This window comes from Flavobacterium sp. YO12, assembly GCF_004119495.1.
Lineage (GTDB): Bacteria > Bacteroidota > Bacteroidia > Flavobacteriales > Flavobacteriaceae > Flavobacterium.
In genome coordinates, this window is sequence record NZ_NRQU01000027.1 from 1 (window position 1) to 26,292 (window position 26,292).

Sequence of the window (26,292 nt, forward strand, 5' to 3'; positions counted from 1 at the left end):
AATAAAAATATAATCGATAGTTTCGTCAAATAATAAAGTTTTCAAGCGATTTTTTTCGCCTTTTTTTGATCTATTTAAGTCTCTTTTTAGTCAGTAAAAAACCAAAAAAATAAAGACTAAAAAACTTAAAAAATCAAAATAAAAACGACCAGACAAAAAACACATTTAGTAACCAAAACCAAATCAAGAGTATGAAGAAGGTATTCTCAAAAAAACCTGAAAATTTCAGGTTGCATACTGTACTTGAAAAAACTTTAAAAACAACATTATTATCTCTGTTGTCCTTAAGCTTTCAAATTACAACTGCGGCACCTGCAAAAGAAATTTCGACAAACGACACCAGTTTTCTGGCATTTCAAAAAATTGTAAAAGGTAAAGTTGTAGATGAAAAAGGAATTCCTGTTCCGGGAGTAAATGTTAATATAAAAGGCACTACAAAAGGAGTGCAAACTGATATGGATGGAAGTTTTGCCATCGAAGTTCCTAATGACAGCGCTATTTTGGTCTTTACCTTTATGGGAATGCAGGATCAAGAAGTTCCAGCTGGAAACGGTATTCTGAAAATTGTTATGAAAGAAGCTGGACAGCAAATGGACGAAGTTGTTGTAGTAGGATACAGCAAAGTAAAAAAAGAAAGTTTGACAGGTTCTTTACAAACTTTAAACAATAAAAAAATTGTCGACGTTACGACACCAAATGTTGAAAACATGCTTGCTGGTAAAGCAACTGGTGTTTATGTAAACACTGGAGGCGGACAGCCTGGAGCGCCAGCCAAGATAGTTATTAGAGGTAAAACAACCGTCAATGGAAGTACAGATCCTTTATGGGTGATTGATGGTGTTATCGTGGGGAATAGCTCTGCCAATATGAATCCAGCTGATATTGAAACCTTGACGGTTCTTAAAGATGCCGCTTCTACTGCTGTATATGGATCACAAGGTGCAAATGGTGTAATTGTAGTAACTACAAAAAGTGGAAAAGCAGGTAAACCTGTAATCAATTTTTCTGCAAAAACAGCCATGACAACCTTAAACAACGGAAATTTCAAAATCATGAATGGTGCTGAATTGTATGACTTATACGATTCGTTTGCCAACAAAGAAACTTTTCAAAACGTTTGGTGGTGGAATCCTGAGCTAAGAAACAAAAACTATGATTGGTGGGATAATGCAACCCGTACTGGTATTGCAGAAGACTACAACTTGTCATTCAGCGGCGGAGGAGAAAACTTCAAAAGCTATGTTTCTCTAGGTCTTTATAATGAAACTGGTGCTGTTAAAGGTTATGATTACAAGAAATACAATGGTCTTATGAAGTTTGAGTACAAACCAAGCAGTTGGTTCACACTTCGTCCGCAAGTAAACTTAACTAGAGAAACTACTTACGATCAGCAGCATTCTGTTGGTGCATTATATGGAAATATGCCATGGGACAGCCCGTATTTACCAGACGGTACTTTGGTAGGAAACGCTCCAAACCCGACTTGGGTTAACACTACAGGTTCAAACTACTTGTACGATTTACAATGGAATTATGGAGAATCTGAATTGTATACAGTAAGAACCAATCTTGATTTTGATATTAAATTTACAAACTGGCTGACTTTCGCCTCTGTAAATAATTTCATTTTTGGAAATTCAAACTCATCTTATTACACAGATCCAAGATCATCTAATGGTGAAGCTGTAAAAGGAAGAATCGAAGATAATTTTGATACTTATAATAGAATCTACACCAATCAATTATTAAAATTTAATAAATCATTTGGTAACCATTCTATCAATGCTGTTGCAGGTTATGAGTGGAATGAATACAACCGAAAATTCAGCCAAGCAATTGCAACAGGAATTCCTCCTGGAATTGTAGCTCCAGATGCTGCTGCGGTTCCTGAAAAAGTAGCGGGCGGAAGATCACAATGGGCAGTACAATCATTGTTATCAAATGTAAATTACTCTTATGACAATCGTTATTTAGCACAAGTATCTTTCCGTCGTGATGGTGCGTCAAACTTTGGAAAAAATGCACAATATGGTAACTTCTACTCTATTAGTGCAGGATGGAACATTCATAATGAAGCTTTCTTTAATGCAGATTACATCAATAATTTAAAACTTAGAGCTAGTTATGGTTCAGTAGGTAATCGTCCTAATAGCTTATATCCTCACTTACCATTATATTCTTTCTCTAAAAACAGTTATAATGAAAGTCCTGGAGCCTTAATCTCGCAATTAGCAAATCCTGATTTAAGCTGGGAAAAAACATTTACCGGCGGTGTTGGTCTTGATGTAAGCTTCTTTAAGCGAGTAAATCTTACTTTTGATTATTACAACAAAAACACTTCTGATTTGTTGTACCAAGTACCGCTTCCAGGGGTAATTGGAGTTACCAGTATTTGGAGAAACGTAGGTGCAGTAAACAACAGAGGTTTTGAAGCTTCTCTTAACGTAGACATTATTAAAAATGAAAACTTTAACTGGTCTGTAGATGCCAACATTGGTACTAATAAAAACAAGGTAACAAAACTTTACGGAGACAAACAGGAAATCATTGTGGGTGACGGAAGTGGTGTTGCAGGTTCTGCAAACAAATTATTAAAACCAGGAAATGATGTTGACAGCTGGTACGTAACGGAGTGGGCAGGTGTTAATCCTGAAAACGGAAAACCACAATGGTACACTACTGATGCCGCTGGCGAACGTGTAAAAACAAGCAACTATGGTGAAGCTTCTAAATACAGAAAAGTAATGGGAACTTACACTCCTGACTTTTTTGGAGGATTCTCTACAAGTTTAAGCTATAAGAAATTTGATTTTGCAGCTATTTTCAGTTATTCTGTTGGAGGTCAAATCTACAATTATGCGAGAGCAGAGTTTGACTCAGATGGTGCTTATAATGACAGAAACCAAATGAATCTTCACAGTGGATGGAGCCGTTGGGAAAAACCAGGAGATATTGCAACACATCCGCAGGCTCTTTATGATAACAACAGCCAATCAAACAAAGCATCATCACGTTTCTTAGAAACGGGTACATACTTAAAAATGAGAAGTGTCACTTTTGGATATAACATGCCAATAGAAAGCCTTAATATTTCAAATTTAAGATTGTACATCGCTGGAGAGAATTTATTTACCATCAGCCATTATTCTGGAGTAGATCCTGAACTGCCTCCTACATACAATGATGCAACGAAGCAATATTCTATTACAGGTGTAGCAACACAAGTATATCCTTCAACACGCAAAATTGTATTAGGACTTAACGTAACTCTATAAAACAAAATCATGAAAAAAATATTTATATTATGTATGGCAATTAGTTTTCTGTCCTCATGTGAGTTAGACAGAGAACCCTTTAACGCATACACAAAAGACAAAATTGAAGAAGATAAAGTAGCAGCAGTAGCCGTATTATTAAACGGTTGTTACGCACAATTAAAAGGATGGTCTGATGTTATGCATCGTGTTGGAGAATATCCTGGCGACAACATCATGATTAGAGGAACATCTACCGATTCTTTCTACTCGTTTATTTCGTATCAACACATTCCAGATAATGATCGTTTATCTGTTTTTTGGAACAATAGTTATAAAATTATTTCGCAATCAAGTGATTTGATTAAAATGATTACAGAAGGTGAAAGTGCAACTGTAAATCAACAACTAGGTGAAGCTTATTACTTAAGAGGTATGATTTATTTTTACTTATGCCGTACTTATGGAAGACCTTATTCTCAATCGCCTGAAACTAATTTAGGTGTGCCAATTGTAAATGGTTTACCAGCAGATTTAAATAACCTTGTCTTACCAGATAGATCAACGGTAAAAGATACTTATGCACAAGCAATCAGCGATCTAAAAAAAGCAGAATCTTTAATGACTGTTGACAGATCTGCAGCTTATGCAACAAAAGAAGCTGCTCAAGCAATGCTTTCAAGAGTATATTTATATATGAGTGGTACTTATGAAAATCCAAATCAGGATTATGCAACGCAATCTATAGAATATGCTAACAAAGTAATTGCTAGTGGAAAGTACAAATTATTGAGCCGTGAAAGTTTCATGAAATCTAATACTTATGCACCAGATTCTGATGAACAAACCGAAACTATTTTTGCTGTTAAACGTGTAGCATCAGAATTTTCAGGTTACGATCACTATTACGGAATTGGCGGTATGTATGCAAACATTCAAGGTCAAGGATGGGGCGAAATGTACGCAAGTGCAAAATACTTGGATTTATTAAGAAAATCAGGTTTAAAAAAAGATGCTCGTTGGGCTTTTATTGATCCGCAATACGATACAGACGATGCTGGAAATAAAACTCAAGCATTCCGTTTTATCTACGACATTAAAAATACTGCAGGTACTCAAACTGGTTATAACTATATGCAGCAGCCTCTTAAAACAAATTCTAATGGTTCGTATTATATCACAATCGGAAGTACAAATTACAACTTAACCGTAGTAAATGCAGCCGAAAATCAATATTCAATTGTGTACGAAGGAAAAACGTATATAGGAGAAAAGGATTACATGATGTTGTTAAACAGAGTTTATCCTATGTACTATGTTACAAAATGTTCTTTGCAAAACAATGATTCTCACTTGTACTCTCCTCCTATTTCAAAATTAGATGAGTTGTATTTGAATATGGCAGAAGCCTATGTTAAAAAAGGAGATTATAACAGTGCATTAACGAACTTAAATATTATTCGCTCAAGATCAATTGTTGGCGGCGGCTATACCTCATTAGACAATACAAATGCTGCACAGCGTGTAGACGAAGAACGTCAATTAGAGCTAGCTTTTGAAGCACATCGTGGTTATGATGTATATAGAAACGGACAAACTATGACACGTCGCTATCCAGGACCTCATTTACCAATGGTCGACTGGCCTGCTTCTAGCCCTAGAGTAGTACAATACATTCCGCAGTCAGAAATAAATGCTTACCCAGGAACACTGACTCAAAACCCATAATTGTTTAGAATTGTTTTTGTTTTTGAAGCCTCTCTAATTTGGTTCATTAGAGAGGAACTTCAAAAAAAAGAAAAACCTAAATTACCTATAACTATGAAAAACATATTCTGCTTAATTCTCGCTTTAACCGCTTTTTCCTGCACAGCCAGTAATGATGCTTTTAGCGAAAAAACAAGTTTAGAAAATCCAAAAGCAAAAATTTCACTCCCTCTAGCCGGTAATGCATACAGTTCTAAACATGTAGACGAAAGCAATACAATTACGGATAACGGTATTGAAAACTGGACTAATTCTGACGAATATTTTACAGCTTATTTTAGAGTTTCGAAAGCAGGAACTTTTCAAATTACTGTAGAAGAATCAGTACAAGTTTTTGGAAAATCAGAACTTGAGTTTTCCATCAACAATGAAGCTAAAAGAGTAAAATTTACAGCATCAAAAAAAGCAGTTACAGCAGGAACTTGGAAAATAAACCAAGAAGGATATGTTGCAGTCAAAATAAAAGGAATCAGCAAAACAGGTGATCGTTTTCCGTCAATTAATCGTCTAACGATTTCAAGTGATGATTACGATGCAAAAATAGCTTTTGTTCCTAACAACGAAGGAAACTTCTACCATTGGGGTCGTCGCGGACCATCTGTGCACTTAAACTATCAAGTTCCAGAAAACACCAATGCAAAATGGTATTACAACGAACTTACTGTTCCTGAAAATGAGGACAAAATTGGTTCCTATTTTATGGCAAATGGCTTTGGAGAAGGATATTTTGGAATTCAAGTCAATTCCGCTTCCGAAAGAAGAGTTTTATTCTCTGTTTGGAGTCCATTTACCACGGATGATCCGGCCAGTATTCCAGAATCACACAAAATAAAAATGCTTAAAAAAGGTGAAAATGTACATACCGGCGAATTCGGAAACGAAGGTTCAGGAGGACAGAGTTACCTAAAATACAACTGGAAAGCAGGAACAACTTACAAATTTTTACTACAAGGATTTCCACTAAACAACAACACAACAACTTATACAGCCTACTTTTACGCACCAGAGCAAGGAAAATGGCTTTTGATTGCGAGCTTTAACCGCCCGCAAACCAACACCTATTTAAAAAGATTTCATTCATTTCTAGAGAATTTTATCCCAGAACAAGGCGATTTTTCTCGTAAAGTCTTATTCAATAATCAATGGATTTGCGACGAAAAAGGAGTTTGGTCAGAAATTAATTCGGCGCGCTTTACAACTGACAATACGGGTGCTAAAGAATACCGAATGGATTTTGCAGGCGGACTTGACGCTAACTCTTTTTATTTAAAAAATGGAGGCTTTTTTAATAACTATACAGCACCAAAAACAATTTTTTCAAGACCTTTAGCAAATAAAAAGCCAGAGATAAATTTTGAAGCTTTACCTTAACTGGTCTTAAAAATCACAAATACAAAAACAATAATTCCCGATAATCAGCATTTAGATTATCAATCATTTTCAAATCAAATTAATTCAAATTATGAAAACTAGTATTTTAAAATTCATGTTAGCTGCCTGTCTTTTGTTTGGATGCACAATCGCGTCGGCACAAATGATCAAAACCAAAACGCCGGCTCGTGCAAAAGGACAACAAGATGTACTGCAATTAGCAACTACTCCAATTCCAACTGTTCGTGTAGCCTTTATTGGTTTAGGAATGCGTGGTCCAGGAGCTGTAGAACGTATGACACATATACCAGGTGTCGAAATCGTAGCACTTTGCGATATGCTTGAAAAAAACACACAATCGTCTAACGAAATTTTAACTAAAGCTGGTTTTCCTAAAGCACAAGAATTTTTTGGAGATGAAAATGCATGGAGAAAAGTTACAGCATTACCAAATGTTGATTTAGTTTACATCGCTACAGATTGGAAACACCACGCACAAATTGGTGTTCAGGCAATGAAAGACGGAAAACACGTTGCTATTGAAGTTCCAGGTGCAATGACAATGAAAGAAATCTGGGATCTTATCGATACTTCAGAAAAAACTCGTAAGCACTGTATGCAGTTGGAAAACTGTGTGTATGATTTCTTCGAACTTACCACTTTAAACATGGCACAACAAGGTTTATTTGGAGAAATTCTTCATGCAGAAGGATCTTACATTCACGGATTACAACCATTTTGGGGAGAATATTGGAACAACTGGAGAATGGATTACAACATTAAACACCGTGGCGATATCTACGCAACACACGGTATGGGACCAGCTTGTCAGGCATTAAACATTCACCGTGGAGACAAAATGAATTTCTTAGTTTCTATGGATACTAAAGCAGTTGGAAATCCTGCTTACATCAAAGAAAAATCAGGTAAGGAAATTAAAGATTTTAGAAACGGTGACCACACCATGACTATGATTCGTACTGAAAACGGAAAAACAATCCAAATTCAACACGACGTTACTTCTCCTCGCCCGTACAGCAGAATGTATCAGTTAAGCGGTACAAAAGGTTTTGCAAACAAATATCCATTAGAAGGATATGCTTTAGACGGTAAATCATTAAGTGATGACGTAAAACCAAATCATGAAAAATTAAACGCTCACTCATTTGTTCCAGAAGATGTGAAAAAAGCATTAATGGAAAAATACAAGCACCCAATTGTAAAAAATATCGAAGAAAAAGCTAAAAAAGTAGGTGGTCACGGTGGAATGGATTTCGTCATGGATTACCGTTTAATTTATTGCCTTCAAAAAGGACTTCCTTTAGATATGGATGTTTATGATTTAGCAGAATGGTCTTGTTTAGGACCTTTGACAGAAATTTCTCTTGATAATGGTTCTGCACCTGTAGAAATTCCTGATTTCACACGCGGCGGATGGAATAAATTAAAAAAATTAGAATTCGCGGAATAAATTTATTGGTTAGTTAGTAGAAGCAAGAGGGCGCAAATTTATAGCGCTCTTTTGTTTATTAAAAAGATTTTTAATTACTTTGAAAAATGAAAAAAGTTTACTACACCCTCCTATTTGCCTTTTTTACACTGCTCTCTGCATCAGCACAGCAAAAACAAACTTTCGCTATAAGCGGAGGAGATTTTTTATTGAATGGAAAACCAATACAGATTCACTCAGGTGAAATGCATTATTCGCGTATTCCACAGCAATATTGGCGTCATCGTCTAAAAATGATGAAAGCCATGGGATTAAATGCCGTTGCTACTTATGTGTTTTGGAATTACCACGAAACTGCTCCCGGTGTATGGGATTTTAAAACAGGAAATAAAAACTTAGCAGAGTATATAAAAACAGCTCAAGAAGAAGGATTATTTGTAATTCTTCGTCCAGGTCCGTACGTATGTGCTGAATGGGAATTTGGCGGTTACCCTTTTTTCTTGCAGAATGTACCTAATATGGTTATTCGCGGTAACAACGCAGCATATTTAGCAGCTACAAAAGCTTACTTTACACAATTATACAATCAGGTTAAAGATTTACAAATTACCAAAGGCGGCCCAATTATTATGGTTCAGGGTGAAAACGAATTTGGTTCGTATGTTGCACAACGAAAAGATGTTCCTTTAGAAGAACATAAAAAATACAGCGCAGCCGTATTTCAGCAATTAAAAGATCTTGGTTTTGAAGTTCCTTTTTTCACTTCAGACGGAAGCTGGTTATTTGAAGGCGGTGCATTACCAGGCGCATTGCCAACTGCAAATGGTGAAAGTGATATTGCAAAATTAAAAGAAGTTGTAAATAAATTCAATAATGGTCAAGGGCCTTATATGGTTGCCGAGTTTTATCCAGGCTGGTTAGATCATTGGGCAGAACCTTTCCCAACGCAAAAACCAGAACAAACCGCTCGTCAGACTAAAAAATACTTAGATAATAAGGTTTCATTCAACTATTATATGGTTCATGGCGGTACTAATTTCGGATTCACTTCTGGTGCTAATTACGACAAAGAACACGATATTCAGCCTGATATGACATCATACGATTATGATGCTCCTATAAGTGAAGCAGGATGGGCAACTCCTAAATACAATGCTTTAAGAGAATTGCTTAAAACAAGCGAAACTCCTGCCGTTCCAGAAAAAATGCCAATTATCGAAATTCCGAAAATAGCATTAACAAAAACGGTTGATTTAGCTGATTTAAAAGCAAAAATAAGCCCAGTATACGAAGATACTCCACAAACCTTTGAACAATTAAATCAAGGTGATGGTTATGTTTGGTACAGCAAAAAATTCACACAGCCAATCAGTGGAAAACTGGAATTAAAAGGATTACGTGATTATGCAATCGTTTATGTTAACGGAAAAAAAGTAGCAGAATTAAACCGATACTATAAAAAATACGATTGCGACATCGAAGTTCCTTTTAACGCTACTTTAGATATTGTAGTCGAAAACATGGGACGTATTAATTATGGTTCTCAAATCAACGAAAATAACAAAGGAATTATAAGCCCTGTTATTATTAATGGTCAAACTATTACAGGTGATTGGGAAATGTATAAATTACCTATGAGTCAAGAACCAGATTTGACAGCTTATAAAAATTCTGGAAAAGTAAATCGTCCTACTTTATACCAAGGAACTTTTACACTTAGCAAAACAGGAGACACCTTTTTAGATATGCGTGATTGGGGTAAAGGAATTGTGTTTGTAAACGGAATCAACATTGGTCGTTATTGGAGTGTTGGACCACAGCAAACTCTATACCTTCCGGGATGCTGGCTTAAAAAAGGCAAAAACAATATTGTAATTTTTGAGCAAAAAAATGAGACGTTGCAAAAAGAACTTAAAAGTATAGCAACTCCAATTTTAGAGGATTTAAGACCTGAAAAAGGACAATAATATACAAAAGCAAAAAAGCCATTCACAACAATGAATGGCTTTTTTTATGTGAATAAAAGATTACTTCCAGTTGAAAGTAACTCGTTTTTCAATTTCAGGATTTAAACTAAACAAAACAGGGCAAGTCATTGCAGCACGCTCTAGGATAGTTCTGTTTTTCTCATCAGATACACCGTTCATTTCAAAAACAATTTCGATTGCACCAATACGACGTGGTTCTGCATTCATAATTTTAGTTACTTCAGCAGTCGAATCGATTAGATCTACTTCCATATCACGAGCTTTAATCCCCATAATCGTCATCATGCAGCTTGCTAAAGCATTTGCAACAAGATCTGTTGGAGAAAACGCTTCTCCTTTTCCGAAATTATCCACAGGCGGATCAGAGATAACTTCGCTTCCTGATTGCACATGTATTGATTTTGTTCTTAATTCACCTAAATAAGTTACTTTTGATGTCATAATGTTGTTTTACAATATTTATATTCTTTTTTTTATGTTTTTAGTTATTGAGGAGATTACTGATCTAATCCTAATTTAAAAAGTTTTCCATAAGCCAATGCTGCTTTATGAACCTGAACCAGCCAGTCTTCTGCTGCATTATCATCCGCACCATCCGAAATGTATTTTAAACATAAAAACGGAATATCCTCTTTCATAGCAATCAGTGCCAATGCATAAGCTTCCATATCTACAACATTATACAAAACCTCAGAATGCCCCATTTCAAAACTATCTCCAGTTCCGCAGATTCCTTCCTGTAAACCATCCATTTTTAAGCCATATTCAAAAACTGTCGGCAGACCAGAAAATGGAGTTTCGTAGAGCTCATATCCTAAACCTCGAACATCCATATCTCTTTGTATAAATTTCGTACAGCAGACAATATCACCTTTCTTAAAAAAATTACTTCCAGCAGATCCAAGATTAACAATTAATGAAGGCTTTTTATGCTGCAAAACTTTCGACAATTCGTAAGCAGCATTCACCTTCCCTATTCCGGTCATAATCGTATTACATCTTTCAAAAACCTCGGCAGCTTCGGCTTTCAAAGCAAAAGAAAACAATATATCCTCTATTAAAAATGACTGTTCGTGGTTTATTTTTACCATCAATTTATTTTAATTTTTGAGATACAAAAATACCATTTTTAATCTGTCACGATAATCTATATCACGATTCTTTTAAAAAATCACAAATAAAAAACCCGTGTTGCAAAAAAGCAGCACGGATTTTTTATTCTATATCCTAAATTAAATAATTAGTAAACTTTCACATCTAATTTACTGGATTAATGCTAGTATTAATTTGCAGTTTTTAAAGTTAAATCAGAATCATAATATAAAATGTAGACCCCTTTATTAGCATGTCCGCCATCTTCTTTTTTATAAAACTGAAACTTATTCTCCACTTGTTGTGTAGTCATTAAATCTGCTGTTTCTTGATATGTTTTTCCTTGAACCAAACGCATCATCGTATCAAAAGTTACATCAAAACCTCTTGTCGCATATGTATTTGGATAGATTTTGTTTTTTAATCTATAGTCTTTCTTAAAGATTGAAACCGCCTGATCATCGCTGTCACGAGTAACTGATGGATACATTAATTTAAGTTTTACCAGATTATCAAAACTAATCTCATCTGTATCAAGCGTGCTGTTTGGTTCTAAAATTACCAATTGCACCTGACACGTTTTTTGTGCATCCAACAACGCTTTTATAGTCGTTTTTATCATTGCTGTATTCCCTGTTTCCATCACAACATAATTCATTCGGTTTGGCAGTAATAAGCTTTTTAAATTAGCAGCGTCTAAACCTCCTGCCTCAGTCAAAGCTGCAAAAACAACTCCTTTTTGATTTTGTTTAATATAACTAATTACTGATTCCTTTTTCTTGTCTACAACGGCAACAATATTACCATTTTTAGCACGCATATACTCGAAAACAGTATTTCGAACAACCTCATTTGACGGTATCGTTTGATATAAATTTTCGATTGGGTTCGCAGCATCTTTTGATAATGGCGAAATAACTGGAACATTATACAATCTTAATGTATTTGCAGTAGATTCGGCATTATTTTGATAAAATGGGCCTACAACAGCATCAGCATCTTGCAATTTTGGAATTAAACTTGAAATATTTGACGTTGTTTTTGTTTCCTGCGAATCATAAATTGAAACATCGATTGGAAGTTTTAAAACTTTCGCTGAATCGATCGCCATCATTGCTCCTGAGTAAAAATCAAGAGTCATATTTAGAAATTTATCCGTTTTCAAGCGAGCAGCAGTTCCCGTTGTGTCGCTTTGTAATTTAGCCAAATTAAACGGAAGCAGTAAAACCACTTTTTTACGATCACCCTGACTTCTTTTTTTACTAAGTTCTACTATTTCAGGATTTACAGAAACAGTTTCAGATTTTACTTTGTCTACAATTTGTATTCCTCCAGAGCTTTTATTTTCAAGCACTTTCTCAATCGGCTGCTGTTGTGCAATAATTGGAGTCGGCGCTAAATATCCTGTTGGAACTTTTAAAACCATTCCTTCCTTTACACCTTCTGAAAGTGCAGGATTAAGTGCCGTTAATTCTTCTTGCGATAAATGAAACGTTCTTGATAAGCTGTAAAAAGTTTCCTTTGGTTTTACCTGATAATCCATGTAGCTGACTGCTTTTTTTGCAGGTTCAGCAGGTTTTTTAACTTCTTCATGCTTAACAACATTTGCAGCAGTACTTTCTGTTTTTGGTGCTGTTCCTTTAATCGTTAATCGATATCCAACTGGCAGATTTGAAACGATATCTGGATTTCTTTTTTCTAAATCTTCAACCGTAGTTTTATATTGTTTTGCAATAGAATATTTAGTTTCTTTTGGCTGAACATCATGGTATATGTACTTTTCTTGTACTTTTTCTTTTGTTTTTTTATCTGCTGCAGCCACAGATTTTGAAGCAGATCCTTTTGCGGGAATTACTAATTTCTGACCAATCTGCACGCCTGTTTTTTCAAGAAACGGATTTGCTGCTTTTAATGCTTCATCAGAAATATTATATTTTTTTTCGATGCTGTAAAACGTCTCTTTTGGCTGTACTTCATGAATAATTTCTTTTGAACTTTCAGTCATTTTTACCGCAGCAGTTGTAGTTTTTACCGCACTTTTAACAGCAGTTGTAGGAATTAATAAAACTGAATTGGGTACTAAACCTCTTCTTGCATCTGGATTTAATTCGTAAATATCAAAAGGCGTAACCTTAAATTTCTGTGCAATCTGATTTATTGTTTCTCCACTCGAAACAGTATATTTTACTACCTTTTCCTGAGAAAAAGCAGAACAGGTTACAAAAAAAACAAGGAATAATAAGGTCGAAAAATACTTCATAATATGGCTTAAAACAATTTAATTTCTAATTCAATTAACAAGATAATAATTTCTTTTATACAAGATTCAAGCCACTTGTTAAATCTTGCAGTTATTATCTAAGATCAACTTCCAATTTTGCAATAATAATGTTCTTATATAACTCATCTTCTTCTTTTTTCTTGCATTGATACAAAACTTCTTCCATGTTTTTAAACTTATCTGAGTAAACATAATACGAAAGACTGTTTATATTAAAGAAAAAGCTGGCGTTAAAATCGCCAGAATCAATGAGTTTCATAATAAACTTATCACGCAGCATTGCGTCTGTAAATATACCTAAAACTAAGTAATAGCCGTTTGAAACTTCTCGAAGATTATCATAAACTTCAACTTTTACTGTTTTGTCGCTTTTAAGCGGGTTTTCTTCCAATTCACGCTTCATTTCTTCTAATGAAACTACTTTTGAAACACCTGTAAAATTTGACTTTTTAACTGCTTCATCCTGATACTTTTTCAGTTTTACAAGTGCTAGTTTATCATCAAATTTTCTAGCTTCCATACTATAATAAGAAGCTTTACTAATGTGACGTTTTACTTCGATTTTTTTCTGAGTATCCAGAGAATCTATTTTTGCAATCAATAATTGATTTTGTGCATCTCCTTTTTCCTGCTCAATCTTGTAACGTTTTACCTCCTCCACCGAAAGTCTTTGCTGTATAGATGATACATTGTTATTTTTTTCGCTTTCGCGGATTTTCTTTTTGTACTCTTGATTTTCTTCAACAGCAATTTTCTCGACTTTGTTCATCAAACCAGCATATGCTTTTCGATTTTCAGCCAGTTCTTTTTTTAACTGCGACGACAACTCACTTGTTTGCGAAATACTCGCATAAGATTGCTTTTCTAAACGTTTAGATTCATCAACATTTAAAATATCCATTCGTTTTAATTCGACCAAATCACTATTCATCGTGTTTACCAGTGAATCCAGCTTAGCCATTAAAACATCCTGAACATTTTTATTAGCCTCCAGAACCAATCGCAATTTTTCGACTGAATTTTCTTTTGAACCATTCATATCATTCAAATTAACCTTTAAATCATTAATTTTAATAATCTTCTGATTCATCTCTTTTTGAATAACAAGTCTGTCTTTCAAATCAGTAATTTCTACCGTTTTAGCTTTAGTTTTTTCAACCACGACTTGTTTTTCTGCCAAAGCAAGCATCAGTTCCTCATTTTCATTTGTTGGCTTAATTTCTTTTGTATTAATGGCTAACTTATTACCAACAACTAATCCGTTTACAATTTCAGGATTTTGTGATTCTAATTGATCTATAGAAATTCCATATTTTTTTGCAATCGAAAATTTAGTTTCTTTTGGTTCAACCACATGAAAAAAAGTTTCCTGATTGATAACACGAACTCTTCCGTCTAAAGTTTTTCGCTTATTCGGAATTACAATTGACTGCCCAATCTGCAATCCGTTTTGCAATAAATCCTTGTTTTCATTTTCTAAATCAGAAACTGAAACATTGTATTGTCTGGCAATACTGAACAGCGATTCTTTGGCCGCAACCAAATGTGCAGCTTTTGAAGAACTTACATTCTCTGTTTTTGAAAGATTTAAAGGATTTGGAATACTTAATTCTTGACCTATTTGAAGTCCGTTGGCAAGAATTGGATTTGCATTTTGAATAGCTTCTACAGAAACATGGTATTGTTTTGCTAAGCCAAAAAGAGTTTCTTTTGCGCCAACAACATGAGTAATCTGCTGGTCTTGTTTTATTTTTTCTGCAGAATGAATAGGGATTTTAATAATCTGATTGTCCTGAATTCCATTTTGCGATTCGGGGTTGAGTTTGTAAATCTCATCTACAGAAACTTTATACTTTTGGGCTATAAAATAAGCAGTTTCTCCCTTTTGAATTTTGTGCTCAATAATTGAGTCTTGTGCAGTTATTTTGTTAAAAGACAAAACAAACACAAGAGAAATCGTTAAAAATTCTCTCATAAATAGTAGGTTTAAAAAATTAAGGCGTTACAAATGTAACGCCTTAATTTGAAAAACAATACTATTCCCACTCAATTGTTGCTGGTGGTTTTGAGCTGATATCGTAAACCACGCGGTTCACGCCTTTTACTTTATTTATAATGTCATTTGACACTTTCATCAAGAAATCGTACGGTAAATGAACCCAATCAGCAGTCATTCCATCTGTTGATTCTACTGCTCTAAGCGCCACTACTTTTTCGTAAGTACGCTCATCGCCCATTACACCAACACTGTTTACAGGAAGCAAAATTGCTCCAGCCTGCCAAACTTTGTCATATAATCCCCAAGATTTTAATCCTTCAATAAATACAGAATCTACATCTTGTAAAATTTGTACTTTCTCTGGAGTAATATCTCCTAAAATCCTAATTGATAATCCTGGTCCTGGAAAAGGATGTCTTCCTAATAATTCAGGATCTATGCCTAAAGTAGCTCCAACTCTACGAACTTCGTCTTTAAACAACATTCTAAGTGGTTCTACAATTTGTAATTTCATATAATCTGGCAATCCACCTACATTATGGTGTGATTTAATAGTTGCCGATGGCCCTTTTACCGATACAGATTCGATTACGTCTGGGTAAATAGTTCCCTGTGCTAACCATTTTACATCTTCGATCAAATGAGATTCATCATCAAAAACTTCGATAAATACACGTCCGATAGTTTTACGTTTCGTTTCAGGATCGCTGATTCCTGCTAATTCAGAAAGAAAACGATCTCCCGCATCAACACCTTTTACATTTAATCCCATTCCTTTGTATTGATCTAATACACTTTGGAATTCGTTTTTACGCAAAAGTCCGTTGTTTACGAAAATACAGTACAGATTTTTACCAATTGCTTGGTTTAATAAAACCGCAGCAACTGTAGAATCTACTCCGCCTGATAATCCTAAAACTACTTTATCGTTTCCTAATTTCTCTTTTAATTCTCCCACCATTTCTTCAACGAAAGCATTTGGTGTAAAGTTTTGAGGAACTTCGGCAATTTTTACTAAAAAGTTCTCCAGCATTTTTGATCCATCTGTAGAATGGAAAACTTCTGGATGATATTGAATTCCGTAAGTTGTTTCGCCTTCAATTTTATAAGCGGCAAATTCTACGTCATGTGTGCTTGCTAATTTTACAGCATTTGTTGGAAGTGCTTTAATACTATCACTGTGGCTCATCCAAACTTGGCTGTTTTCTGAAACGCCTTCAAAGAAAACTTCGTTCTCTTTTATATAAGATAAATTAGCTCTACCGTATTCTCTAGTGTTTGAAGCTGCTACTTCTCCACCGCTGAAATGAGCTAAATACTGCGCTCCGTAACAAACGGCAAGCATTGGAAGTTTACCTCTAATTTGAGATAAATCAGGATGTGGAGCATCTTCTGCACGAACAGAAAATGGGCTTCCGCCTAAAATTACTGCTTTGTAAGCTGATAAATCACTAGGAAAGTGATTGTATGGGAAAATTTCGCAGAATATATTTAATTCGCGAACTCTACGCGCAATAAGCTGAGTATATTGCGATCCGAAATCTAAAATAAGTACGTTGTGTTGCATGCGCAAAAATACTTTTTATATTCGAAATTGAAAAATCGGAACGTTGAAAAATAAATATTTTTTTTCAACGTTCCGATTTTTAGGCTCAAAGGCTTAGAGTAACAGAGGTTCAGAGGTTTATAATTTTATTAAAAAACATTTGCTTTTTTTCATTGAACCTTTGCATCTTTGAACCTAAAAACAAAAAATCCAAAAACCAAAATATTTCGTATCTACCGAAAAACCCAAACTAATTTTAAATATGAAATCAAAATTTATTGCAATCGCCCTTTTATTAGCAGTAGCATTAACGTCTTGCGATGCTGTTGATGACTTACTAAGTTTTAATATATCAAATGAAACTTCTATTAAAATTAATAGCACATCGCCAATCAATCTGCCATCAGAAATAATTACTCCAGAGGTAACCACAAATTCATCAGCAGAATTTGAGAACAATAAAACAAAGGCAAGTTTAGTAAAAGATGTAAAACTTCGATCTTTAAAATTAGCTATTGCTGATCCTTCAGACAAAACTTTTACTTTTCTAAAATCTGTTCACTTATACATTTCAACAACAGATTCTGATGAAATAGAATTAGCGTATCAGGATAATATAAATGCAACAACAAACACGATTGATTTAATTTGCACTGATAAAAAATTAGATCAATACATCAAGGCAGATAAATATAAAATCAGAACTAAGGTTACCCTAAAAGAAACACTTACAAAAGATGTTACTATAAAAGCCGAAATGAAGTTTAGAGTTACGGCAGATCCGTTTTAGTCTAAGATACTAAGGTGCTAAGATTCTAAGGTTCTGAGTTTTTTCTTGGCTTTTTAATTTCAGTTTTAAGCTGCTAAGGTTCTAAAATACTACTTTTTTCTTAGTATCTCAGAACCTTAGCACCTTAGTATCTTAAAAAAATTACTCTTTTGTAACAATAATCGAAGCCTTAAAACCGGCAGCCAGATTATCCCAATAATCATTGGTTACTAATTCACCTTTATCGTCATATACTCTAATTTCGGCAGTATTTCCTCCTAGAGAACCAATATTTAGAGCTTCAAAATCTAATTTATTGAAACCGTTTACCAGATCAATTTTTACATCTTTAAAATTAGAATCTAAAAATATCTGATCTCTAATTACTTTATCATTAGAAGAAACTTTTACTAAATCGCCGTCAATAGCACCAAAATCACGGAATTTTACAATAAAATACTGTGACTTGGTTCTAAAATCTCCTAAGGAAATATTTTTCTTCACCAGCGTTCCTCGACCTTCTCTTAAACCAGCATCTTTTAAAGCTTTGTTTATATCTTTTTCCATTTTTGCCACATATTGATCCCCTGGATTGGCAAAATCTGTTTCTGTAGACATTGTGAACTTGCTCTTTTCTTGTCCGATCTGGAATTGAGATGTTGGCGTTATACTTTTATTTTCAAAAATATTTGGTGCTTTTATACTAGGTACATCTGCAGTTTCTGCCTGCGGATTTTTGACTTGCGGAATTGGTTCTTTTTTCTTTGCGCCAAACTTAGGTGCCGGAATTGGCTTCATCTTGCCTCCAAATTCAGTCTGCGCTGAAACTGTTAGAGCTGTAAAAAATAATATGAAAAATAAAAGATGCTTCATTGAAAAGGTGTTATCGAATCGGCTTTAAAATTTTTATAAAATCGTAAGTCAAGCATCACAAAAATAATATAAATAAGTTTGGTGCGACAACTTTAAGACTATTATAACAATATATTAGGCTAATTTTTGGAAGCAAAAAACCTGCCAAAAATCTCTAACAAATATCTGACAAAACTTTCATAACCAAAATTAATCCTACATTTTACAAATAAAAACTAACATTATTTCTTTGATAGTAAACAACTTATTACTAACTTCAAAACTTTAAAAAGTTATTCTAAAATTTCAAAAAAATAACTTCTTCCAAAATAAAACCAAGCGGCTAATTCTTTTAATATTATAAAATTCTAAAAAATGGATTATATCGATTATTATAAAATATTAGGCATTACCAAATCTGCTACTGATGCCGATATCAAAAAGGCATATCGAAAACTGGCACGAAAATATCATCCCGATTTAAATCCGAATGATAAAGAAGCGGAACAAAAATTCAAAGAGATAAATGAAGCAAATGAGGTTTTAAGCAATCCCGAAAATCGTAAAAAATACGATAAGTATGGAAAAGACTGGAAACATGCCGATGAATTTGAAAAGGCAGGCTATGACCCAAATCAGCAGCAATATTCGAGACAACAGCAAGGCGGAAATCAAAGTTATACTGATTTTGGCGGAGGTAATTTTTCTGAGAGTGATTTTTCCGATTTCTTTAATTCTATGTATGGCGGTTCTGGAAGAGGTTCAAGAGCTCAAGCAAAATATCGTGGACAGGATTTTAATGCAGAATTACAGCTTGATTTAGCATCTGCTTATACCACTCACAAACAAAACTTAAATGTAAACGGTAAAAATATCCGAATTACGATTCCGGCTGGTGTTGAAAACGGACAGATTATAAAAATTCCAAATCATGGAGCGCCCGGAGCAAACGGCGGGCCTAACGGCGATTTGTACATTACTTTTATAATTAATAACAGCTCTGACTTTAAACGTGAAGGCAATAATTTATATGCCGATGTTGATCTGGATTTGTACACGGCAATTTTAGGCGGAGAAATTTATGTGAATACTTTTGATGGAAAAGTAAAAATAAAAGTAGCACCCGAAACTCAACCGGGAACCAAAGTAAAACTAAAAGGAAAAGGATTTCCTGTTTACAAAAAAGACAATCAGTTTGGTGATTTATATATAACGTATACTTTAAAATTACCAACTAAATTATCTGAAAAAGAAAAAGAATTATTTGCAGAATTAGCTAAACTAAGAAATCATGAATAACAAAAGCTTAATCTTAATAAAACAGTTTTGTTTGTATAACGAAATTGAAAATACTTTTATAAAAGAGCTGCATAATTATGGCTTAGTCGAAATTGTTGTCGAAGAAAACGAAGAATATTTACAGCCTGAACAACTGCCTGCCATAGAAAAAATGATTCGTATGCATTATGACCTAAAAATTAATTTTGAAGGAATTGATGCTATTTACCATTTACTTAACAAAATTGAAATTTTGCAGCAGCATCTTACCAGCACACAAAATAAACTTAGAATTTATGAAGAGCATCAAATATCATAAAATTCAAGAATTATAGCCCTTTGCACGTAATTAATTCAACAATTAGAAACATAGACTATAGTTTATCAAAAAAAGGCGTTTCACTTATTTAAAATACACATAGCACAGCTGTGTGAGAGAAATATGCTTCTTTTTGTATTCTTTTCGAAATATAAAATCTATATGTTTAAACAAGTTTTTAGAAATTACATCCAACAGATAAATTATCCTTTTAAAATATCACAAAAAACAATAATTACCAAAGGGATTTCAAACAATTACGACTCTTTTTACCAAGCATATTTTATAAATTGCAGCACATTAATTAACCTGAATTTGTTTTTAAAAACGTAAAGAACAATTCAAAAAAACACACAAAATGAAAAGAGAAAATATCTTAACAGGATCACCGTGGGAAGACAAAATGGGATATTGCCGCGCTGTAAGAATTGGCAATATCATTGAAGTTTCTGGCACTGTTGCAATTGTTGACGGCGAAAATGTTAAAGCAGACGATGCTTATGCTCAAACTTATAACATTCTTGAACGTGTAGAAAAGGTTTTAGAAGATTTGAATGTTGGAATGAAAGACGTTATTAGAACACGAATTTTCACTACCAATATTTCTACTTTTGAAGATGTAGCCAGAGCACATTCTGCTTTCTTTAAAGATGTAAAACCAACTACAGGTTTTTATGAAATAAGTAAATTAGTTGCTCCTGAATATTTAGTTGAAATTGAATTTACAGCTGTTGTTCAATAGTTTTTTTGCCGCTAATTTCACGAATTACCACTAATTATTTTTTTTGTTTTATCACTGATTAAAAAATTTTAAAAGATTTCTTTTGTTTTCTTCAATAAAAAAAACATTAATTCGTGAAAATTCGTGAAATTCGTGGCTAAAATATTTTTAATCTTTGGATGGCTTTTCAAAACCCAAAACAACTACTACTTGATATTCCTAAATGGATTCTTATCTGTGCTTTAATAGGTATACTTTCAGGATCTGCTTCTGCATTTTTTCTTGTTTCTTTAGAATGGGTTACGCAGTTTAGAATACAGCACGATTGGATTATCTTCCTTTTACCATTTGGCGGTTTATTAGTTGGGTTAAGTTATTATTATTGGGGAGAATCTGTTGTAAAAGGCAATAATTTATTGCTTGAAGAATATGAAAAACCCAAAAAAGTAATTCCGCTTAAAATGGCTCCTTTAGTACTTTTAGGAACCTTAATTACACATTTATTTGGAGGTTCAGCGGGTCGTGAAGGAACTGCTGTACAAATGGGCGGCGCTATCGCTGACCAATTCACCAGAATTTTCAAATTAGACAATTCTGAACGCAAAATTCTAATAATTCTGGGTATCAGTGCAGGTTTTGCTTCTGTTTTTGGAACACCTTTGGCGGGTGCCATTTTTGCGTTAGAAGTTTTATACTTCAGTAAAATCAATTTCAAAAGCATCCTATTATCATTTCTAGTAGCATATGCCGCTTATTTTACGGTAGAATTTTGGGAAATAAAACATACCCATTACAGCATTCCTGTAATACCAGAATTAAGTATTTTGAACCTCTTTTACACTTTACTAATTGGTCTTCTTTCAGGTTTTGCGGCTTTACTTTTTTCAAGAAGCACCCATTTTTGGAGTTCGCTTTTTTCAAAAAACATCAAATATCCTCCGCTTCGTCCTGTTATTGGAGGAACAATTTTAGCCATTGCAATTGCAGGATTTGGTTTTACTAAATTCTCTGGACTTGGTGTTCCTGTTATCGTTGAATCATTTTCAAACCCAAGTCAATGGTATGATTTTTTGCTTAAAATTTTATTCACAGGATTCACTTTAGGAGCTGGTTTTAAAGGCGGCGAAGTAACTCCATTATTTTTTGTAGGAGCCACTTTAGGCAGTGCCTTATCTTTAATTATCCCGATGCCTATCGCTCTTTTAGCAGGAATAGGATTTGTGTCTGTCTTTTCAGGAGCAACCCATACTCCTATCGCCTGCACCATTATGGGAATGGAATTATTTGGCATTCAACCCGGAATATTTATCGCACTTGGCTGTACAATTGCTTACTTTTCTTCAGGTTCAATTGGTATTTACAAATCACAGATTGTTAAGGGGGCTAAATATAAGCTGTACCAAAAATGGCTTTAATTTACTCTTTATCAACGTTTTCAATAATCATTTGCAATAAAAAATAGGATCAAAAACTAACAACTGATAAAAGTGTGTTAATCTATAAAATGATTTCAACATTACATTAAAAAAATGTAAATTCGCACACTATGAAAATACAAGATATTCAAGCAATACAATTGTTGCTTGCCGCTCCAAAGAAAATCGTAATAATTCCGCATAGAGGTCCAGATGGCGATGCTATGGGATCTACATTAGGTTTATATCATTTTTTACTCAAAAATAACCATCAGCCAACTGTAATTGCGCCTAATGATTTTCCTGATTTTTTAGCTTGGCTGCCAGGCTCAGAAACCGTTAAAATCTTTGAAAAAGATACTGAAAACTGTACCAAAATATTAGAAGAAGCCGAGTTAATTTTCACACTTGATTTCAATGCTCTGCATCGTGTAGGCGAAATGGAGCACACTTTGGCTCGATTAACTGCACCTTTCATTATGATTGATCATCATCAAAAACCTGATGATTATGCAGCTTATACTTATTCTGACACTTCGTACGGATCTACTTGCGAAATGGTTTATAACTTTATTTCCTTTTTAAACAAAAAAGAAGATATTGATAAAACTATCGCAACTTGCATTTATACAGGAATTTTGACAGATTCTGGTTCATTCCGTTTTCCGGGAACAACAGGAAACACGCATCGAATTATTGCAGAATTAATTGATTTAGGTGTAGAGAACACTCAAATTCCAGTTTTATTATTTGATAATAGCTCGTACAGTCGTCTGCAATTATTAGGACGTGCACTTCAAAACATGAAAGTTCTAGAAGAGCATCAAACATCATACACATCACTTACACAGGACGAATTAGATTCGTTTAATTATGTAAAGGGTGATACTGAAGGAATTGTAAATTACGGATTAAGTATAAAAGGTATTGTTTTTACAGCTATTTTTATAGAAAATAAAGACGAAAAAATCATCAAAATTTCATTCCGTTCACAAGGAGGTTTTGATGTTAACCAATTTGCACGCGACCATTTTAACGGCGGAGGCCACAGCAACGCAGCTGGCGGAAGATCTGAAGCTACAATGGAAGAAACGCTTAAAAAGTTTGAAAATTTGGTAAGTAAACTAAAAATATAACCCCGTATGAACTACTTAAAAATTAGTATTTACACACTGCTTTTTACTGTTTTACTGGCAAGCTGTAAACATCACGAAGAAGCTCGAAAACCAATTTCAAGAGCTTCGGGTACTTTTATGAAAAAGTCAGCCGACAGAAACAAAAAACTGGTTGCAAATGAAGAAGATGTTATCAAAAAGATCATCAAAACAAATCCAAAAGTAAAGTACTATGCTACTAGAAAAGGATATTGGTTTTCTTATGATGAAAAAAACAATACGGATACAGCTACACCAAAAAAAGGAGATATTGCCTATTTTAATTTAGAAGTAAAAGACATTAATGGCAAAATCATCTACTCAGAAGCTGATCTTGGCCCTCAGACGTATTATGTAGACAAACAGGATATTATGATGGGATTACGTGACGGAATCAAGTACATGAAAAAAAATGAAACTGTTACCTTTTTATTTCCATCACATATTGCTTACGGCTATCATGGCGATAATAAAAAAATAGGAACAAACCAACCTTTAATCTGTACTGTTACGCTTCGTAATTTTGTTCCTGATCCAGCAGCAGCTTCAAAAACTGCGGCAGCTCCAAAACAAACTGTAAAAAGTACAACAGCAGCTCCGGCAGCGACACCAAAAAAAGATACAATAAACCCATAAAAAAACATTTTAAAAATGAAAAAAAGTATTTTAGTATTATTACTAACCGCTGCTTCGTTTTACTCTTGTAAAAATGAAAACAGCAGCCTGCCTGATGGTTTATATGCCGATATTGAAACGAACAAAGGACATATAATTGTTGAATTAGATTATAAAAAAGCACCTGTTACAGTAGCTAACTTTGTAACCTTAGCCGAAGGCAAAAATGAGTTTGTTACCAAAGATTACTTGAAAAAGAAACATTTTTATGATGGTTTAAAATTTCATAGAGTTATAGAAAATTTCATGATTCAAACTGGAGATCCTGAAGGAACTGGTTCTGGAGATGCAGGTTATAGATTTAAAGATGAAATTTCAGATTTGAGATTTGACAAAGCTGGTGTTTTAGCAATGGCAAATAATGGTCCTGGCACAAACAGCAGTCAGTTCTTTATTACTCATACTGAAACTCCTTGGTTAGACGGAAAACATACTATTTTTGGTCACGTTGTCGACAAAGGTCAAGAAGTAGTAAACAAAGTGGTACAAGGTGATAGTATTGTTTCTGTTACTATTGTTAGAAACGGAGAAGCTGCCAAAAAATTTGATGCAGAAAAAGTACTTCATGATTATTTTGCAGAAGCTTCAAAAGAGAAAAGTAAGTTTGCGGGAGTGCAAAAAGAAAAAGTAGATTATTACGCTTCTTTAAAACCAAAAGCAACAAAAACCCACTCTGGTTTAGAATTCATAATCACTGAAAAAGGTACAGGTAAAAAACCAGCTACTGGCGCTCAAATATACATTCACTATGCTGGTTTCTTAGAAGATGGAACTTTGTTTGATTCAAGTATTGAAGATGTAAACAAAGCTTTTGGAAAATTTGATGCAGCAAGAGCTGAAGCAAAAGGTTATCAGCCAATTCCTTTTCAAGCAGGTCGTAAAGACGGTATGATCCCAGGTTTTATCGAAGGTATCGAGCAGCTATCATTTGGAGATAAAGCAGTTCTTTTTATTCCTGCACATTTAGCATACGGAGAAACTGGAGCCGGCGGTGTTATACCACCAAATGCAAATATTATTTTTGAAGTTCAATTATTAGAAAAACCATAATTATAAAACTTGTAATTATATTTCTTGACTTAAATTTAAAATGCAATGAAGTTTAAACTTTTATTTTTATTTTGTTTAGCGGTTGTAAATATTCAAGCGCAAACCACTAAAAAACCAGCCGCAAAACCTGCTGCTAAGCCAGCAGTAACGACTGCAAAACCTACAGCTAAACCTGTTGCTAAACCAAACCCGGATGAGGGAATATTTGCTACTATTTCTACAACAAAAGGAGACATCGTTCTATCGTTAGAATATGTAAAAACTCCTGTAACAGTGGCTAATTTTATTTCTCTTGCAGAAGGAAAAAATCCTAATGTAAAAGTAGAGAGACTTAAAGGAAAACCATTTTACGATGGTTTAAAATTTCATAGAGTTATTAATGATTTTATGATTCAAGGAGGAGATCCTGACGGAAATGGTTCTGGAGGCCCTGGATATTCATTTAAAGATGAATTTGTCGAAGAATTAAAATTCGAAAAAGGAGGAGTTCTTGCAATGGCTAATTCTGGACCTGCAACAAATGGCAGCCAGTTTTTTATTACGCATAAAGAAACTCCATGGCTTAATGGTAAACACACTATTTTTGGACATGTTGTATCTGGAATGGATAATGTAAATAAGATTGTTCAAGACGATATAATGACAAAAATTACTATTACTCGTAAAGGTGTTGCTGCTAAAAAATTTGATGCGGTAAAAGTCCTTACAGATGATGCAAAAAAACAAGAAGCTAAAAAAGCCGAAAGTCAAAAAGTAATTAAAGATAAGGCTGCTTACTTTGCAGCAACAAAAGCTAAAGCAACTACAACAGCTTCTAACTTAAAATATGTAATTACACAAAAAGGAACTGGCGTAAAAGGTGCTGAAGGTTCTTCAATTTACTTTCATTATGCAGGTTATTTTGAAGACGGAAGTCTTTTTGACAGCAGCATGAGCAATGTAGCAAAAGCTTATGGCAAATACGACGCAAATAGAGATGCTCAAGGCGGATACAAGGCTTTTCCTTTTACAGTTGGTAAAAAAGATGGTATGATTCCTGGTTTTATTGAAGCTCTAGACATGATGACAGATGGAGAAAAAGCAATTTTCTTCCTTCCTTCAAACTTAGCTTATGGCGAAAAAGGAGCTGGAGGCGTAATTCCGCCAAATGCAACTTTGATTTTTGAAATTGAAACCTATCAAAATCAACCAACAAAATAATACTTTCAAATTCCTTTTTTGAAATAACAATTAAAGTTCCCAAAAGTTCAAATCTTTGGGAACTTTTTTTATTTCTGCCAAAAATATTCTTCTGAAGAATCCCTAAAATAA

20 protein-coding genes are annotated in these 26,292 nt (G+C 34.1%); 14 read left to right on the top strand and 6 right to left on the bottom strand.

Annotation, left to right across the window (positions count from 1 at the left end; translation table 11 throughout):
- The first annotated feature begins 191 nt into the window (after window positions 1–191).
- The 5 genes from BOW55_RS10670 to BOW55_RS10690 all read left to right on the top strand — a co-directional run bounded on the left by BOW55_RS10670 (window position 192) and on the right by BOW55_RS10690 (window position 9,809).
- Window positions 192–3,275, top strand: a complete 3,084-nt coding sequence (locus BOW55_RS10670; protein ID WP_129024110.1) for a TonB-dependent receptor — start codon at window positions 192–194, stop codon at window positions 3,273–3,275.
- A gap of 9 nt (window positions 3,276–3,284) precedes the next feature.
- Window positions 3,285–4,982 (top strand): RagB/SusD family nutrient uptake outer membrane protein, encoded by a 1,698-nt coding sequence (locus BOW55_RS10675; RefSeq protein ID WP_129024111.1) that lies wholly within the window; start codon window positions 3,285–3,287, stop codon window positions 4,980–4,982.
- A 93-nt stretch (window positions 4,983–5,075) separates the two neighbouring features.
- The gene (locus tag BOW55_RS10680) at window positions 5,076–6,392 is read left to right on the top strand and encodes a DUF3472 domain-containing protein (RefSeq protein WP_129024112.1); all 1,317 of its coding nucleotides are present in this window, start codon (window positions 5,076–5,078) and stop codon (window positions 6,390–6,392) included.
- Window positions 6,393–6,507: 115 nt separating this feature from the next.
- On the top strand, window positions 6,508–7,863 hold the full coding sequence (locus BOW55_RS10685) for a Gfo/Idh/MocA family protein (RefSeq protein ID WP_241686538.1): 1,356 nt from the start codon (window positions 6,508–6,510) through the stop codon (window positions 7,861–7,863).
- Between the two features lie 86 nt (window positions 7,864–7,949).
- Window positions 7,950–9,809 (top strand): beta-galactosidase family protein, encoded by a 1,860-nt coding sequence (locus BOW55_RS10690; RefSeq protein WP_129024113.1) that lies wholly within the window; start codon window positions 7,950–7,952, stop codon window positions 9,807–9,809.
- A gap of 60 nt (window positions 9,810–9,869) precedes the next feature.
- On the opposite strand, the gene BOW55_RS10695 is transcribed toward BOW55_RS10690, so the two are convergent.
- The 5 genes from BOW55_RS10695 to guaA all read right to left on the bottom strand — a co-directional run bounded on the left by BOW55_RS10695 (window position 9,870) and on the right by guaA (window position 16,769).
- Window positions 9,870–10,271 (bottom strand): OsmC family protein, encoded by a 402-nt coding sequence (locus BOW55_RS10695; RefSeq protein WP_129024114.1) that lies wholly within the window; start codon window positions 10,269–10,271, stop codon window positions 9,870–9,872.
- Window positions 10,272–10,327: 56 nt separating this feature from the next.
- Complete coding sequence (locus tag BOW55_RS10700) at window positions 10,328–10,921, bottom strand: 5'-methylthioadenosine/S-adenosylhomocysteine nucleosidase (RefSeq protein ID WP_129024115.1); 594 nt, start codon at window positions 10,919–10,921, stop codon at window positions 10,328–10,330.
- Between the two features lie 191 nt (window positions 10,922–11,112).
- A complete protein-coding gene (locus tag BOW55_RS10705) occupies window positions 11,113–13,182 on the bottom strand; it encodes a LysM peptidoglycan-binding domain-containing protein (protein WP_129024116.1) in 2,070 nt (689 codons plus the stop codon).
- A gap of 94 nt (window positions 13,183–13,276) precedes the next feature.
- On the bottom strand, window positions 13,277–15,178 hold the full coding sequence (locus BOW55_RS10710) for a LysM peptidoglycan-binding domain-containing protein (protein ID WP_129024117.1): 1,902 nt from the start codon (window positions 15,176–15,178) through the stop codon (window positions 13,277–13,279).
- A gap of 61 nt (window positions 15,179–15,239) precedes the next feature.
- Window positions 15,240–16,769, bottom strand: a complete 1,530-nt coding sequence (guaA, locus tag BOW55_RS10715; protein WP_089055145.1) for a glutamine-hydrolyzing GMP synthase — start codon at window positions 16,767–16,769, stop codon at window positions 15,240–15,242.
- 241 nt (window positions 16,770–17,010) lie between these two features.
- Here guaA and BOW55_RS10720 point away from each other — a divergent pair, with 241 nt between their 5' ends.
- A complete protein-coding gene (locus BOW55_RS10720; RefSeq protein ID WP_129024118.1) occupies window positions 17,011–17,538 on the top strand; it encodes a hypothetical protein in 528 nt (175 codons plus the stop codon).
- 141 nt (window positions 17,539–17,679) lie between these two features.
- Here the strand turns inward: BOW55_RS10720 and BOW55_RS10725 are convergent, their stop codons facing one another.
- Entirely contained in the window at window positions 17,680–18,390 is a 711-nt protein-coding gene (locus BOW55_RS10725) for a hypothetical protein (RefSeq protein ID WP_129024119.1), read from the bottom strand.
- Between the two features lie 354 nt (window positions 18,391–18,744).
- Here BOW55_RS10725 and BOW55_RS10730 point away from each other — a divergent pair, with 354 nt between their 5' ends.
- From BOW55_RS10730 to BOW55_RS10765, 8 genes are all read left to right on the top strand, one after another.
- Window positions 18,745–19,668, top strand: coding sequence for a DnaJ C-terminal domain-containing protein (locus tag BOW55_RS10730; protein WP_129024120.1), 924 nt, complete (start codon window positions 18,745–18,747; stop codon window positions 19,666–19,668).
- A complete protein-coding gene (locus BOW55_RS10735; protein ID WP_129024121.1) occupies window positions 19,661–19,966 on the top strand; it encodes a chaperone modulator CbpM in 306 nt (101 codons plus the stop codon). The genes BOW55_RS10730 and BOW55_RS10735 overlap by 8 nt, the downstream gene beginning before the upstream one ends.
- Window positions 19,967–20,324: 358 nt before the next feature.
- Window positions 20,325–20,708 carry a RidA family protein gene (locus BOW55_RS10740; protein WP_099719842.1) on the top strand — a complete coding sequence of 128 codons (384 nt, stop codon included), beginning with the start codon at window positions 20,325–20,327 and terminating at the stop codon, window positions 20,706–20,708.
- Between the two features lie 158 nt (window positions 20,709–20,866).
- On the top strand, window positions 20,867–22,102 hold the full coding sequence (locus BOW55_RS10745) for a voltage-gated chloride channel family protein (RefSeq protein ID WP_129024122.1): 1,236 nt from the start codon (window positions 20,867–20,869) through the stop codon (window positions 22,100–22,102).
- 131 nt (window positions 22,103–22,233) lie between these two features.
- Window positions 22,234–23,238, top strand: coding sequence for a bifunctional oligoribonuclease/PAP phosphatase NrnA (locus BOW55_RS10750; RefSeq protein ID WP_129024123.1), 1,005 nt, complete (start codon window positions 22,234–22,236; stop codon window positions 23,236–23,238).
- A gap of 6 nt (window positions 23,239–23,244) precedes the next feature.
- Window positions 23,245–23,892, top strand: coding sequence for a gliding motility-associated peptidyl-prolyl isomerase GldI (gldI, locus tag BOW55_RS10755; protein ID WP_129024124.1), 648 nt, complete (start codon window positions 23,245–23,247; stop codon window positions 23,890–23,892).
- Window positions 23,893–23,907: 15 nt separating this feature from the next.
- Entirely contained in the window at window positions 23,908–24,981 is a 1,074-nt protein-coding gene (locus tag BOW55_RS10760; RefSeq protein ID WP_129024125.1) for a peptidylprolyl isomerase, read from the top strand.
- Window positions 24,982–25,026: 45 nt separating this feature from the next.
- On the top strand, window positions 25,027–26,181 hold the full coding sequence (locus tag BOW55_RS10765) for a peptidylprolyl isomerase (RefSeq protein WP_129024126.1): 1,155 nt from the start codon (window positions 25,027–25,029) through the stop codon (window positions 26,179–26,181).
- Window positions 26,182–26,292 lie beyond the last annotated feature (111 nt).

Coding starts and splice junctions, on each gene's coding strand:
- BOW55_RS10705 (WP_129024116.1), bottom strand. CDS start 13,182: ATGAAGTATTTTTCGACCTTATTATTCCTTGTTTTTTTTGTAACCTGT.
- BOW55_RS10695 (WP_129024114.1), bottom strand. CDS start 10,271: ATGACATCAAAAGTAACTTATTTAGGTGAATTAAGAACAAAATCAATA.
- BOW55_RS10740 (WP_099719842.1), top strand. CDS start 20,325: ATGAAAAGAGAAAATATCTTAACAGGATCACCGTGGGAAGACAAAATG.
- BOW55_RS10750 (WP_129024123.1), top strand. CDS start 22,234: ATGAAAATACAAGATATTCAAGCAATACAATTGTTGCTTGCCGCTCCA.
- BOW55_RS10735 (WP_129024121.1), top strand. CDS start 19,661: ATGAATAACAAAAGCTTAATCTTAATAAAACAGTTTTGTTTGTATAAC.
- BOW55_RS10700 (WP_129024115.1), bottom strand. CDS start 10,921: ATGGTAAAAATAAACCACGAACAGTCATTTTTAATAGAGGATATATTG.
- BOW55_RS10725 (WP_129024119.1), bottom strand. CDS start 18,390: ATGAAGCATCTTTTATTTTTCATATTATTTTTTACAGCTCTAACAGTT.
- BOW55_RS10690 (WP_129024113.1), top strand. CDS start 7,950: ATGAAAAAAGTTTACTACACCCTCCTATTTGCCTTTTTTACACTGCTC.
- BOW55_RS10685 (WP_241686538.1), top strand. CDS start 6,508: ATGTTAGCTGCCTGTCTTTTGTTTGGATGCACAATCGCGTCGGCACAA.
- BOW55_RS10765 (WP_129024126.1), top strand. CDS start 25,027: ATGAAGTTTAAACTTTTATTTTTATTTTGTTTAGCGGTTGTAAATATT.
- BOW55_RS10720 (WP_129024118.1), top strand. CDS start 17,011: ATGAAATCAAAATTTATTGCAATCGCCCTTTTATTAGCAGTAGCATTA.
- BOW55_RS10670 (WP_129024110.1), top strand. CDS start 192: ATGAAGAAGGTATTCTCAAAAAAACCTGAAAATTTCAGGTTGCATACT.
- guaA (WP_089055145.1), bottom strand. CDS start 16,769: ATGCAACACAACGTACTTATTTTAGATTTCGGATCGCAATATACTCAG.
- BOW55_RS10710 (WP_129024117.1), bottom strand. CDS start 15,178: ATGAGAGAATTTTTAACGATTTCTCTTGTGTTTGTTTTGTCTTTTAAC.
- BOW55_RS10760 (WP_129024125.1), top strand. CDS start 23,908: ATGAAAAAAAGTATTTTAGTATTATTACTAACCGCTGCTTCGTTTTAC.
- gldI (WP_129024124.1), top strand. CDS start 23,245: ATGAACTACTTAAAAATTAGTATTTACACACTGCTTTTTACTGTTTTA.
- BOW55_RS10675 (WP_129024111.1), top strand. CDS start 3,285: ATGAAAAAAATATTTATATTATGTATGGCAATTAGTTTTCTGTCCTCA.
- BOW55_RS10680 (WP_129024112.1), top strand. CDS start 5,076: ATGAAAAACATATTCTGCTTAATTCTCGCTTTAACCGCTTTTTCCTGC.
- BOW55_RS10745 (WP_129024122.1), top strand. CDS start 20,867: ATGGCTTTTCAAAACCCAAAACAACTACTACTTGATATTCCTAAATGG.
- BOW55_RS10730 (WP_129024120.1), top strand. CDS start 18,745: ATGGATTATATCGATTATTATAAAATATTAGGCATTACCAAATCTGCT.